This window comes from Streptococcus lactarius (assembly GCF_016642265.1).
In the GTDB taxonomy this organism is placed as follows: domain Bacteria; phylum Bacillota; class Bacilli; order Lactobacillales; family Streptococcaceae; genus Streptococcus; species Streptococcus lactarius.
Genome location: NZ_MRXX01000007.1, coordinates 85,669 through 98,219 on the forward strand (window position 1 = coordinate 85,669; position 12,551 = coordinate 98,219).

Genomic DNA, 12,551 nt, shown 5'->3' on the forward strand with positions numbered 1-12,551 from the left:
GGTGGGACGACGAAATCGAATTCTAACGAATGACCGATTTCTGTCCCACGCGCTCTATCCTATTTAATTTTCAAATTCTTGCTTGATGAGGTCCATCAAACTATTGCGGTCTTGAATCCATTGAGCGCGTTCGTCCTTCTCATAGGTCCGGTTGGACAAGAAAATCACCGCCTCTTGCTTGGTGCGATTGTACATGATGAAGGTTCCTGTATAGCCTGTATGGTCTAGCCAGTCGCCCTCTAGATTCCATCCAAGAGAACGTGCCTTCCCCGCTTCACGCGCAAAATTCTGAGATAGATTCCGCGCAAAATCGTCTTTGAGGTAATGTTCCAAAAAACACTCGAGATCCCTTACAGTTGAAAAAAGTCCGGCACTACCCGCATGATGGCCTAAGACCTGAGCCTTGGGATCATGGACAGAGCCAGAAGTAACTCCACGCACCGTTGGCACCGCCTGGTCAACTGGTCCAAACTGTGTCTCTGTCATTTTCCAAGGTGCAAAAATCTTCTCTTCAAATAAAGCATCCAAGGGTTGGCCGAATACGTTTTCTAACCAAAATCCCAATAGAAGAAAATTGACATCGGTGTAATGAAAACTCTTGTCTTCTTTCAACTGCAAATTTTCAAGAGCTTCTTTCAATTGTCTGGCATCCAACTGATCCCGATTGGGGATAAAAGGATCCAGTCCAGAAGTATGGGTCAAGAGTTCCCGGATGGTCGTCCTTGGATGGGCAAAAGGCGGATAAAGCTCTTTAAAGGATTGATCCAGCGGAAGTTCTCCTCTCGCATATAAGAAAGCGCAGATCGTAGCGACTCCGACAACCTTACTAACGCTGGCCAAATCATAGACTAGACCCGCACATACCGGCTCTCCTATTTCAGGGTTTGCGAGCCCTAGATAATGCTCACTCCACTGGCCCTTGCGGTAAAGCGCAAGAGAGGCACCTGGATAGATGCCTTCTTGGATTTGTTGCTTGATTTTTTCGATGATTGGATTCACACCTATCTCTCCATTCTTAGGGTTCATAAGAAATATGGACGCGGCCTTGCTTGCCCTCAAACCAGAGCTCAATCCGGCTAGTATCCTTAGCAATCATAAACGATCCTTTACGGTGTACAAATTCAACAGCATCCCCTAGACTTTCCCTCAAAGCCTCCACATCAAACGCAGCCAATTCGACCTTGATGGTGCTTAAATCCCAAGTCACATTATTTTCCAGCTGAAGATCTTCTCCTTGCGCTTCCTTCACATGAACAAAGCCTGTAAGATCAGCAGCCTCGTACAATTTCTTGGCTTGAGCAGGATCCAGTACATTGACCTCAAGAAAGGCCACTTCAAAGGCAGTCAAACCCGTGAAATCGTCTGGAACCACGACTAGAGGGGCTTCCTCCAGAGGTTCTAGACTTTCAAGTTCTTCTTCTGCGTGCACCAGGATCCGATCTCCTTGAGGAGACACCACTTCAAAGGCACGACCATTGGCACCTTGGTAGAGAGCCGTTGTTTGGGGCTTCCGTGCCAGTAGGTAATCAATTTCTTGAGCCTCGCCGACTTTGACCACGATGCGTTTCAATTTTTTGGGCCCTTCAACCTTGCGCGAGCGCATGCTTGGTGATTCTTCCAAGACGATTTTTTCCACGTTTGAAGCATCCCCCAAGGATAAAAGGGCACCTTCTTCTACCAATACTTTCATTCCCAATGTTTCTTCATAAAAGTCTTGATTGACATTGCGGTTGTTTACTTTTAAGACTGGGATAACTCTTACGATCTGATTTATTGTCATAACTTCCTCCACGCTCATTTTATTGTAAAAGATTTTCTGACTTTTTACAAGAAATTTTGCGCAAATGAGTGCAGATTTCTGAAAATTGCTTTTGATCCGCTCTTTCCCCATTTTCTTTAGACAATCCCTTTCGGATCCAGTATAATAGAAATTGGAACGATGACAGCGCTGATGCGACTGCTCACTCACATCGAGATATGATTTAGATAGGAGAATCTACGATGAAATTTAATCAATTTAGCTATATCCCTACGGCTACTGCTACCATGAAGGAAGAGCTGGCGGGGCTTGGCTTCACCTTCCAAGAAGAGCCTGATCCAAAGGCCATGCTAGAGGCCTTTGTCCGCCAAGCATTCTTCCAATACAAGAACACAGACTACGCCTTATCTACTCTTGTGGCTGATAAAGACACAGATCTGCTAGCCTTTTTCAAGTCTGATAAAACCTTAACGGCAGATGTTTTTTATGCGGTTGCCTTTCAACTACTGGGCTTTAGCTTTTTTGTCGATTTTGATGATAGCGAGGCCTTTCGCAAGGAAACCCATTTCCCCATCACCTATGGCACGCTTCTTGAAAATCTCTACCAACTCCTTAATACCCGAACCAAACGAGGCAATAGCTTGATCGATCAGTTGGTCAGTGATGGCTTGATCCCTGAAACCAACCAGTATCACTATTTTAATGGCAAGAGTCTCGCCACCTTTACCAGTCAAGATGCTATTCGCGAGGTCGTTTATGTCGAAAGCCGGGTCGATACCGACAAGGATGGCCTGCCAGATCTGGTCAAGGTCAGCATCATCCGTCCTCGCTATGAAGGCAAAATCCCAGCTGTTATGACGGCTAGTCCCTACCACCAAGGGACCAATGATAAAGCTAGTGACAAGGCTCTCTACAATATGAATGTCGACCTGGAGGTCAAAGAACCTCATACCATCCAACTAGAAGAACCTCAATTAAACTTCGTCGAACCGGTCGGTCAAGCTGAAGAGGTGGATGAGGCTGAAGAGCTCCTAACCCATATCAACTCCAGCTACACCCTCAATGACTACCTGCTGCCACGCGGATACGCCAATCTTTACGTATCTGGAGTTGGAACAAAAGATTCGCAAGGGCTGATGACCAATGGAAATTACCAACAAATCGAAGCCTACAAGAATGTGATCGATTGGCTCAATGGCCGTTGCCGGGCCTTTACAGATCATACACGCAAGCGCCAAGTCAAAGCCGATTGGTCTAATGGAAAGGTCGCAACGACAGGAATCTCCTACCTTGGAACCATGTCTAACGGCCTAGCGACCACAGGCGTGGACGGCCTAGAAGTCATCATTGCAGAAGCAGGAATTTCTTCTTGGTACAACTACTACCGTGAAAATGGTCTCGTCACAAGCCCTGGTGGCTATCCTGGTGAAGACTTTGATTCCCTAGCCGAATTAACCTACTCGCGCAACCTTCTAGGTGGGGACCATTTGCATCACAATGCTGCCCACCAAGCCGATCTAGACATGGTGAAAAAAGAACTGGATAGAGCTTCTGGAGATTACAATCAATTCTGGCACGATCGCAATTATCTCTTAAATGCAAATCGGGTCAAGGCAGAGGTGGTCTTCACTCATGGTTCGCAAGACTGGAACGTCAAACCGCTTCATGTCTTTAATATGTTCCAGGCTCTTCCAGCAACTATCAAAAAGCACCTCTTCTTCCACAATGGGGCCCATGTCTACCTCAACAACTGGCAATCCATTGACTTTCGTGAAAGCATGAACGCCTTCCTGTCGAAAAAATTGCTAGGCTATGCTTCAAGCTATGAATTGCCAACGGTCATCTGGCAAGACAATACAGGAGAACAAAGTTGGACTCCCTTGGAAGATTTTGGTAACCAAACAAATCAGCGGACCTTCTCACTGGGAGACAGCGAAAAAGTCATCCAAAACCGTTACGAAACAAAGGATTACGAGCGCTATGGCAAGGCTTATCCAACCTTCTTAACGGACCTCTACCAAGATAAGGCTCAACAAGTAACAATTGATCTTCCGATCGAAGAAGACCTGCACCTCAACGGGAAAGCTCGCCTTCACCTGCGGGTCCAATCCAGCACCAATAAAGGCCTGCTCTCAGCCCAACTCTTAGAGCTTGGAAGTAAGAAGTTCCTCCAACCTTATCCTGCTGTCTTGTCGGTCCGTACGCTGGATAATGGTCGCTACCACATGCTAGACAACCTGACAGAGTTGCCCTTCAAAGAAGCTGGCCAACGAGTGATTTCTAAAGGTTATCTCAACCTCCAAAACCGTCAGGATCTCTTAGAGATTGAGCCCGTGACGCCAGGCGAGTGGATGGAATTTGACTTTGAACTCCAACCAACCATCTACAAGCTCGAAAAAGGCACAACTCTTCGCCTGGTCCTTTACACGACAGACTTTGAGATCACTGTGCGCGATCAAACCGATTACCAACTCACCGTCGACCTTGCTCAATCAAGTCTCAGCCTTCCCGAAATGACAACGTCTCACTAAGCTCATTTCAAGCCTTGTCTACTTTGCTTCATTTGACAGCTTAGCCTACTTGTGATACTATCTAATAGAGTATTTCATAGAAAAAGATAGTAGAGGAAGTTATGGCGATTGAAAAAACTGTCAGCGAACTTGCTGAAATTTTAGGAGTCAGCCGCCAGGCGGTCAACAACCGTGTCAAGGCACTCGCTCCAGAAGATACTGAAAAAAATGAAAAAGGGGTTACCGTTGTAACCCGTAGTGGCTTGATCAAGCTCGAAGAAATCTACAAAAAAACCATTTTTGAAGATGAGCCGGTCAGCGATGATACCAAACAGCGCGAATTGATGGAGATTTTGGTAGATGAAAAAAATTCTGAAATTGTCCGTCTCTACGAGCAACTCAAGGCCAAAGACGAGCAGTTGGCAAAAAAAGATGAACAATTGCGCGTGAAAGATGTGCAGATTGCTGAAAAAGACAAGCAATTGGACCAACAGCAACAATTGACCTTACAAGCAATGAACGACCGCGATACCTTGAAACTTGAACTCGAACAAGCCAATGAAAAAGTTCAAGAGCAAGAAAGCAAAGGTTTCTGGGCGCGCGTTTTCCGTCGATAATCCGGGGCTGGATCATACCAGTCCCTTTTCTGTCTCACCAAAGGAGATTTCCCATGAAAGTATTAGAAGAGTATATCGCCTTCGATCTCGAATTTAACCAATACGAAGGCGCCTACCAGATCATCCAGGTATCTGCCGTGCGTTTTAAGGAAGGTGAAGAAGTCGACCACTACGATACCTACGTCTACACCGATAAGCCTCTAAAAAGCTTTATTAACGGCCTTACTGGCATTACCCAGGACAAGATCCAACATGCCCCTCAACTCGAGCAGGTCCTCGGTGAATTCAAGACCTTCGTTGGAGACCGACCCTTGATCGGCTACAATGCCAAAAAGAGCGACCTTCCCATCCTGCTTGAAAATGGGCTGGATTTAGAGGACCAGTATGCCGTCGATGTCTTTGACCAAGCTTTCGAGCGCCGTCCATCTGACCTCCACGGCATTAAAAATCTCCAACTCCACACTGTTGCAGAATTCCTGGGCGTCGCAGGAAGATCACATAATAGCTTAGAGGACGCCCGTATGACCGCCCTGGTCTACCAACAATTTCTCGAATTTGATCAAGGCCGCACCCTCCTTGAAGAACAAGAGGACTTCTCCACCAACCCCTTTGGAGGCTTGGACTTATCCGGATTTTTTGAGGAATAAAAAGAGAGAGTGGGACAGAAATCGGCAATTCGTTAGAATTCGATTTCTGTCCCACTCTCTCTTTTGAGTTGATGAACATCTTCTTTGCTTAAAATGGCAATTTCCCTGCGAAAGCACCGAGTTTTTTCTTAGTAGCTGCATCAATTTCTTCAATGGCAGCATTGATAGCTTGGACTGTCATATCCGAAAGCGTTTCTGTATCTTCAGGATCGACCACTGCAGCATTGAAATCGATGGAAACGACCTTCTTATCACCTGTAAGAGTCGCGACAACCAAGTCTTGAGCAGATTTCCCTACAAATTGAGTTGCAGCTAGTTCCGCTTGGCTTTGCTCCATTTGCTTTTGCAATTTTTGAGCTTGCTTCATCATATTTTGCATATTCATCATAGCAATAACATTCCTTCCAAATTGTGAAATTTACAGTTCATTATACCATTTTTTAGACGCTTGGAAAAGCTTTGGTAAGGGAACTCTGATCTCACGTCTATTGTTTCAGACAATTTCATGAAGAGAGAAAAGGGTTTTAAAATCTGTGAGCCTCATCTTCCTTTAAAAGCCTGCATGTTCTTTCAAATACTCCTCTTCTTCCTTGGTCGAAGGCCGTCCTAAGATGGCATTCCGATGTGGATAACGCCCAAATTGTTTGAGAATCTCCGCATGCATTTTCTCATACTTCAAACGCTTTTCTAAGCCCGGTTGATCAAATAAGCGCAAAGCTTCTTCATGAATGGCTAAAGATTCCGAATGCATAAAGGGCATGTAGAAAAAGCCTCTTTGTACAACTGGTAATTCTTGGGCTTGTATTAGGCCTTCTTGGGCCAAAACCAAGGCAAGCGAATCGGTTGCAAAGGCTTGGGCCGTCCCTCGAAAAATATTCCGAGGGATCTGGTCCAAAAGCAAAATCTCTGCCAAGCGCCCTTCAGCTGACGCGCGCCAGCTGAACAATTCCCCACGACTGGCCTTCCAATAAAGTTCTTCAAAGCGCACGCGCATTTCTTGATCCAGTGCGTCTGATTTTTTGAACCAATCCTCTGGCTTCAACTCTTCAAACCAGAAGCTTATCACTTCCTTCATTGCTTAACCCGCCATAATTTTTTCTTTTGTTTTTTCATCCAATGAATCATTCATCCGACCGTACTTGTATCCAGCCAAATCCAAGGCTACATAGGTAAATCCGATTTTCTTCATGTAGTCATTGATCTTGTCATGCAGTTGGATGGCTTCAAGCAGATGGTCTTCTTCCACTTCGATGCGTGCCAAGTCTCCATGGACACGCACACGAGCTTGCTCAAAGCCAAGTCCTACAAGGAACTCTTCCCCTTCAAAGACCCGTTGGACATTTTCTGAAGTGATTTTCACCCCGTATGGGAAGCGTGAGGCAACACTACAAGATGGCACCTTATTCCAATTGGAGACCCCTCTTTCCTTGGCCAATTGACGAATTTCTGTCTTATAGAGACCGGCTTCTTGCAAGACACTGCGGACACCTGCTTCGTCCCGAGCCTTTATCCCAGGACGGAAGTCGTTGATATCATCCATGATCATGCCGTCCACCAATTGCTCAAATCCCAATTCTGTAACCGAATCCTTAATGGTTTGGTACATCAATTGTTTGGTGTAATACCAAATATTGGGCGTATTGGCAGCAATCCGAGGATCACTCAACTCTCTCATTTCCAGACCAAGCACCGGTGCTCCAAGCTGATCAGCCAAGTCGAGTGCTAGATCGAACTCTTCATTTGAAAACATCTCAGAGTTCACGACAGCCGCAATGACATTGTCGGGTCCCAAGGTATCCAAGGCCACCTTCAAGAGATAAGAACTGTCAATCCCACCTGAATAGGTAACGGCGACTTTCCCGATTTTGCGTAAAATATCTTGTAATTTTTCTTCTTTTTCTTTTCTGATTTGTGCTTCTGTTGCCATCTTAGAATAGCTCCCTTCCGATAAATTCTTCAATCCGTTCATTATCCAAAATCACGATCTTTTGCTGTCGAATATCCAAAACGCCTTCTCGTTTTAATTCATTGAGAATGCGATTGACACTGTTTCGCGTCGAAATCCCACAAAAGCCAGCAATATCTTCATTGGTAATGTTGAAATCAATCAAGACGCCATCTTCTTGCTCCACACCAAACAAATTGCTTAATTTTTGCAAATGAAAACAAACTGCTCCTTTTTTGCCATTCATCATCATATACTGCTGAGACTCCATACTTTCAGACAGTTTATTGCGATAATAGTCCCTCACATAGTCCTGCAGTTCTTTTTGTTCTTTGACAAAATTCCAAAATTTGACCCGGGGAATGCGATAAAAACTCGCTTCTTCTGTCTCCACTCGCACATTAAAAGGCGAGTCTGTATAATTGGACACCTCATCACGAATCAAAGAGACAATGTCAATGGCTTTTAGATAGGAAAAGTTAAACTCACGCCCATCGCGCATGATGACACTGGTCTTGACTACACCTTCTTTCAAGATGTAGATGTAGTCCTCTTTGATCCCACGATAGGAGAGGTAACTATGGTATTTTTTCTTGACGATCGGCGTTCGCCTCTCTTCCAAAAATTTCACTAAAAATTCTGAATTCACGACGGTTTTTCCTCCCCATCTGCTCTTTCTCAAAGTCACACTAATGATACACCTATTTTCGTTATTTTATGTTATCATTTGTTAACAACAAACAGTACACACCTCTTTTAAAAAAGAATTATACTATAAGTATCAGTATTAATAAAGGAGATCGCAAATAATGGTAGAAATTAAATTACCGTACGACAAAAAGACGATTGTTGCAAAGATTCCAGATGAAAACTTTGCTGGTTTGTTAGAGTCAAAAGCGGAAAACTTCCATAACCCACTGTCTGAAGAAGAAACTGTTGAACGTTCATTGGATAACCCTATCGGCAGCCCATCTTTGGAAGAACTCGCTAAAGGTAAAAAAGACATCGTGTTGATCAGTTCTGACCACACTCGTCCTGTACCTTCTCATATCATTACCCCAATCATTTTGCGTCGTATTCGCTCAGTTAACCCTGATGCACGCGTGCGTATCTTGGTTGCTACTGGTTTCCACCGTCCTTCAACTCGTGAAGAATTGATCAACAAATACGGCCAAGAAATCGTTGACAATGAAGAAATCGTTATGCACATTTCAACAAACGACGATGACATGGTTAAAATCGGTCAACTTCCTTCAGGTGGGGATTGTATCATCAACAAGATTGCTGCTGAAGCTGACTTGTTGCTGGCAGAAGGATTCATCGAATCTCACTTCTTTGCTGGATTCTCAGGTGGACGTAAATCAGTCCTTCCAGGTATTGCTTCATACAAGACTATCATGGCGAACCACTCAGGTGACTTTATCAACTCTGATAAAGCACGTACTGGTAACCTTGACCACAACCCAATCCACGAAGATATGCTTTACGCTGCTCGTACTGCAAAATTGGCCTTCATCGTCAATGTTGTCTTGGACGGCGAAAAACACATCATCGGATCTTTCGCTGGGGACATGGTTGAAGCCCACAAAGTTGGTTGTGAATTTGTTGCAGACTTGGCACACGTGTCTAAGATCGAAAGCGACATCACGATTTCAACAAACGGTGGTTTCCCACTTGACCAAAACATCTACCAAGCCGTTAAAGGGATGACAGCTGCTGAAGCTTCAAACAAAGAAGGCGGAACCATCATCATGGTTGCTGGATGTGCGGATGGTCACGGTGGAGAAGGATTCTATCGTAACCTTGCTGAAGTAGAAGATCCAAAAGAATTCTTGGAACAAGCCATCAATACACCTCGTTTGGAAACTGTTCCAGACCAATGGACTTCTCAAATCTTGGCTCGTATCTTGGTACACCACCATGTTATCTTTGTATCTGACCTTGTCGATCCTGCTTTGATCACAGGTATGCACATGGAACTTGCAACTTCATTTGACGAAGCACTTGAAAAAGCCTTGGCTCGTGAAGGAAAAGATGCGAAAGTAACCGTTATCCGCGACGGACTCTCTGTCGTTGTTGAATAGAATCGACCATGGATTTTCAACCAAATCTAGAACAAACACTCCGTGACTTGCAAGCTGGCCACCTCTCTGTAGAGGATGCGCTGGAGCAAATTAACGGCGTGAAAGAACTAGGGTATGCAGCAATTGATACTGACCGGCAACGCCGCAATGGCTTCCCTGAAGTCATCTTCGGCGAAGGAAAGACAGTTGAGCAAATGGAAGGCATCATGCAATTCCTCTTACAAAAAGAATTGCCGATCCTTGCAACTAGAGTCTCTCTCCAAAAGGGAGAGGCTCTTTCTCAGCTCTTTCCTAACGGCCACTATTATCCAGAAGCGCGCTGCTTCGTTCTCAACTCGAAAAAAGAAGAGGTGGATGCGGAGCACTACATTGCCGTTGTGACAGCAGGGACTAGTGATGTTCCTGTTGCCGAAGAGGCTGCCGTAACGGCAGAGACCTTTGGCCACGCTGTCCACCGGATCTATGACGTAGGAGTCGCCGGTATTCATCGCCTCTTTAGACGCTTAGATGAGATCCAAAAGGCCAGTGTGGTGATTGTCATCGCTGGAATGGAAGGAGCTCTTGTCAGCGTTGTTGGAGGTCTTGTGGATGTGCCTGTGATTGCCGTGCCGACTAGTATCGGATACGGAAGCAATCTTCAAGGACTCACGACTTTGATGAGTATGCTGACTTCTTGTGCTTCTGGAGTCACCGTCGTCAATATTGACAATGGATTTGGTGCAGCTTATTCAGCTTGTATGATCAACCGACTCAACCACAATCGAAAGGAAAACGAATGACCAGTCTATTTTTAGAACCTTTTTCTGGAATAAGTGGCGATATGCTCAATGGTCTATTGGTTGACCTTGGGGGAGACGTCACCTTACTTCGCTCCGAACTCGAAAAACTGGGAGTCGATGGTTTCCACCTTCATGTTGATCGCATCGCAAAAAGTGCTATCTGGGGAACTGATTTTGATGTCCACCTTCACCACGGGGAGAAAGATACGGGGATTGAAGGCGATTTTGATCACGATCACGAACATCATCATGATCACGAACATCATCATGATCACGAACATCATCACGATCACGAACACCATCACGATCACGAACATCATCACGATCATGAACATCATCACGATCATGAACATGGACATTCCCATGCGGATGCCCGCAGTTATGCAGACATCCACGACTTGATTGTCGCTTCTCAGTTGAGTCCTTTTGTAAAAGAAAAGAGCCTTGCAGTCTTTCTTGACATTGCAAAGGCTGAAGCAGCTGTGCACAACATGCCTGTTGAGCAGATCCATTTCCACGAGATCGGTGCCATTGACTCGATCGTCGACATCGTTAGCTTTTTCATCCTAGTGGAATCGCTCGGAATCGACACAGTCTACTCCACTCCTCTCACAGAGGGAAGTGGAACGATCTCAGTCGCCCATGGGGAAATGCCGGTTCCAGTTCCTGCTGTCATGCAGTTGAGAAAGGAAACCACCATTCCGATCACTCAAGACTTCACCGTCAAAACAGAGTTGATCACCCCAACAGGGTTAGCCCTCTTGAAAGCATTAGACCCGATCTTCGAACCGATCCCATCCCACTTCGCCATCCAAAGTGTCGGCTATGGCTTTGGGAAAAGAGATACCGGAAAATTCAATGCTTTACGCGGTTCGCTATTGAAGGAAGACGCCTCACATAGCACGACCATCGTTCATCACACCGATGATCGCATCGTTGAAATCACCACAACGATTGATGATCAAACACCAGAACAACTGGCTTATATTCTCAATCGGTTCTTGGATGCTGGCGCTTTGGATGTCTACTATCGTAGCATCGTTATGAAAAAGAATCGTCCTGGTTTTGAGTTAACGCTTTTGATTCAAAATAGCCAGCTGGAAGATTTTTCAACCCTCTTGTTCAAAGAAACCAGTACCATTGGTTTTCGATACCAACAAGTTGACCGCAAGGTCATGCAACGTCGATTTGAACAAATCGATACAGAATTTGGAACCGTTACGGTTAAAATCAATCAGTACGGATCCATCACTAAGAAGACGCTTGAATACGAAGACTGTCAGCGTATTGCTAAGGAGATGCAGTTGCCGATTCAAGAAGTTTATCACCAATTACAAAAATATATTTATTAATTTAGGAGACATTTATTAACATGACACATCAATTACTTGCAGAAGTTATGAGTACAGCTTTGATGATTATCTTCGGGGTTGGCGTACACTGTGACGACGTTTTGAAGAAAACAAAATATGCTGGAACTGGACACTTATTCGCGATCACTACATGGGCATTCGGTATCACTGTCTGCTTGGTTGTCTTTGGCGGCGTTTCAATGAACCCTGCAATGGCTTTATTAAAGGTCCTTCTTGGTAAATTGACAATCGCTCAATTCTTCCCAATCGCTATCGCTGAAATGATCGGTGCTTTCCTTGGAGCTTTGATTGCTTACTTTATGTATGCTGATCACTTTAAAGCTTCTGAAGGTCAAATTGATGGTGTTGCTATCCGTAACATCTTCTCAACTAACCCTAACTGCCGTAACCTTCCACGTAACTACTTCGTCGAAGCGTTCGCAACATTTATCTTCTTGACATCAATCATGGCTGCTGAACACGCCAACGAAGCAATGCTTCCATTCACTGTTGGTTTGATCGTTTGGGCTATCGGTATGGGTCTTGGTGGTACTACAGGTTTCGCCATGAACCAAGCGCGTGACCTTGGACCTCGTTTCGCTTACCAAATCTTGCCAATTAAAGATAAAGTAAACAACGACTGGCAATATGGTCTTCTTGTACCAGGTACTGCTCCATTTGTTGGTGCTGTCCTTGCCTTCTTCTTCATCCGTTACTTCCTTGGAATCATGTAATCGGAAGATCAATCCTATGAAAAAACAAGCATCTGCGGGTGCTTGTTTTTTTGATTCCTTCATTTTCCGAAGACCTCTATAAAATGATATAATGGACAAAGCAAATCATGAAAGAAACAAGAGA

Annotated in this window: 13 protein-coding genes; 7 read left to right on the forward strand and 6 right to left on the reverse strand. The window is 44.8% G+C overall.

Annotated features, from left to right (window positions below; translation table 11 throughout):
- Positions 1-63: 63 nt before the first annotated feature.
- Positions 64-1,026 (reverse strand): serine hydrolase domain-containing protein, encoded by a 963-nt coding sequence (locus BTU61_RS05875; RefSeq protein ID WP_200772752.1) that lies wholly within the window; start codon positions 1,024-1,026, stop codon positions 64-66.
- Positions 1,016-1,780, reverse strand: coding sequence for a CppA N-terminal domain-containing protein (locus tag BTU61_RS05880; RefSeq protein ID WP_200772753.1), 765 nt, complete (start codon positions 1,778-1,780; stop codon positions 1,016-1,018). The genes BTU61_RS05875 and BTU61_RS05880 overlap by 11 nt, the downstream gene beginning before the upstream one ends.
- 221 nt (positions 1,781-2,001) lie before the next feature.
- On the opposite strand from BTU61_RS05880, the gene BTU61_RS05885 reads away from it, so the two are divergent.
- From BTU61_RS05885 to BTU61_RS05895, 3 genes are all read left to right on the forward strand, one after another.
- The gene (locus tag BTU61_RS05885) at positions 2,002-4,290 is read left to right on the forward strand and encodes a Xaa-Pro dipeptidyl-peptidase (RefSeq protein WP_200772754.1); all 2,289 of its coding nucleotides are present in this window, start codon (positions 2,002-2,004) and stop codon (positions 4,288-4,290) included.
- Positions 4,291-4,391: 101 nt separating this feature from the next.
- Positions 4,392-4,886 carry a DUF536 domain-containing protein gene (locus tag BTU61_RS05890; protein ID WP_187538706.1) on the forward strand — a complete coding sequence of 165 codons (495 nt, stop codon included), beginning with the start codon at positions 4,392-4,394 and terminating at the stop codon, positions 4,884-4,886.
- A 53-nt stretch (positions 4,887-4,939) separates the two neighbouring features.
- Positions 4,940-5,533 carry a 3'-5' exonuclease gene (locus BTU61_RS05895; RefSeq protein WP_200772755.1) on the forward strand — a complete coding sequence of 198 codons (594 nt, stop codon included), beginning with the start codon at positions 4,940-4,942 and terminating at the stop codon, positions 5,531-5,533.
- A gap of 88 nt (positions 5,534-5,621) precedes the next feature.
- On the opposite strand, the gene BTU61_RS05900 is transcribed toward BTU61_RS05895, so the two are convergent.
- The 4 genes from BTU61_RS05900 to BTU61_RS05915 all read right to left on the reverse strand — a co-directional run bounded on the left by BTU61_RS05900 (position 5,622) and on the right by BTU61_RS05915 (position 8,127).
- Positions 5,622-5,951 (reverse strand): YbaB/EbfC family nucleoid-associated protein, encoded by a 330-nt coding sequence (locus BTU61_RS05900; RefSeq protein WP_288599060.1) that lies wholly within the window; start codon positions 5,949-5,951, stop codon positions 5,622-5,624.
- A 132-nt stretch (positions 5,952-6,083) separates the two neighbouring features.
- Positions 6,084-6,608, reverse strand: coding sequence for a DUF924 family protein (locus BTU61_RS05905; protein ID WP_200772756.1), 525 nt, complete (start codon positions 6,606-6,608; stop codon positions 6,084-6,086).
- Positions 6,609-6,611: 3 nt separating this feature from the next.
- Entirely contained in the window at positions 6,612-7,460 is an 849-nt protein-coding gene (gene larE, locus BTU61_RS05910) for an ATP-dependent sacrificial sulfur transferase LarE (RefSeq protein ID WP_200772757.1), read from the reverse strand.
- Position 7,461: 1 nt separating this feature from the next.
- Complete coding sequence (locus BTU61_RS05915; RefSeq protein WP_200772758.1) at positions 7,462-8,127, reverse strand: Crp/Fnr family transcriptional regulator; 666 nt, start codon at positions 8,125-8,127, stop codon at positions 7,462-7,464.
- Positions 8,128-8,287: 160 nt separating this feature from the next.
- Here BTU61_RS05915 and larA point away from each other — a divergent pair, with 160 nt between their 5' ends.
- Genes larA through larD form a run of 4 tightly spaced genes read left to right on the forward strand, consistent with a single transcriptional unit; the run spans position 8,288 to position 12,427 of the window.
- Positions 8,288-9,562, forward strand: coding sequence for a nickel-dependent lactate racemase (larA, locus tag BTU61_RS05920; RefSeq protein WP_200772759.1), 1,275 nt, complete (start codon positions 8,288-8,290; stop codon positions 9,560-9,562).
- Positions 9,563-9,570: 8 nt separating this feature from the next.
- A complete protein-coding gene (gene larB / locus BTU61_RS05925; RefSeq protein WP_045759929.1) occupies positions 9,571-10,341 on the forward strand; it encodes a nickel pincer cofactor biosynthesis protein LarB in 771 nt (256 codons plus the stop codon).
- Positions 10,338-11,693 carry a nickel pincer cofactor biosynthesis protein LarC gene (gene larC / locus BTU61_RS05930; protein ID WP_200772760.1) on the forward strand — a complete coding sequence of 452 codons (1,356 nt, stop codon included), beginning with the start codon at positions 10,338-10,340 and terminating at the stop codon, positions 11,691-11,693. Before larB ends, larC begins: the two co-directional genes overlap by 4 nt.
- A 20-nt stretch (positions 11,694-11,713) precedes the next feature.
- Complete coding sequence (larD, locus tag BTU61_RS05935) at positions 11,714-12,427, forward strand: D/L-lactic acid transporter LarD (protein WP_187538690.1); 714 nt, start codon at positions 11,714-11,716, stop codon at positions 12,425-12,427.
- Positions 12,428-12,551 lie beyond the last annotated feature (124 nt).

What these genes read in the sequence shown, in the direction of transcription:
- larB (WP_045759929.1), top strand. Translation starts at nt 9,571, where the DNA reads ATGGATTTTCAACCAAATCTAGAACAAACACTCCGTGACTTGCAAGCT.
- larD (WP_187538690.1), top strand. Translation starts at nt 11,714, where the DNA reads ATGACACATCAATTACTTGCAGAAGTTATGAGTACAGCTTTGATGATT.
- larC (WP_200772760.1), top strand. Translation starts at nt 10,338, where the DNA reads ATGACCAGTCTATTTTTAGAACCTTTTTCTGGAATAAGTGGCGATATG.
- larE (WP_200772757.1), bottom strand. Translation starts at nt 7,460, where the DNA reads ATGGCAACAGAAGCACAAATCAGAAAAGAAAAAGAAGAAAAATTACAA.
- larA (WP_200772759.1), top strand. Translation starts at nt 8,288, where the DNA reads ATGGTAGAAATTAAATTACCGTACGACAAAAAGACGATTGTTGCAAAG.
- BTU61_RS05890 (WP_187538706.1), top strand. Translation starts at nt 4,392, where the DNA reads ATGGCGATTGAAAAAACTGTCAGCGAACTTGCTGAAATTTTAGGAGTC.
- BTU61_RS05880 (WP_200772753.1), bottom strand. Translation starts at nt 1,780, where the DNA reads ATGACAATAAATCAGATCGTAAGAGTTATCCCAGTCTTAAAAGTAAAC.
- BTU61_RS05905 (WP_200772756.1), bottom strand. Translation starts at nt 6,608, where the DNA reads ATGAAGGAAGTGATAAGCTTCTGGTTTGAAGAGTTGAAGCCAGAGGAT.
- BTU61_RS05885 (WP_200772754.1), top strand. Translation starts at nt 2,002, where the DNA reads ATGAAATTTAATCAATTTAGCTATATCCCTACGGCTACTGCTACCATG.
- BTU61_RS05895 (WP_200772755.1), top strand. Translation starts at nt 4,940, where the DNA reads ATGAAAGTATTAGAAGAGTATATCGCCTTCGATCTCGAATTTAACCAA.
- BTU61_RS05875 (WP_200772752.1), bottom strand. Translation starts at nt 1,026, where the DNA reads ATGAACCCTAAGAATGGAGAGATAGGTGTGAATCCAATCATCGAAAAA.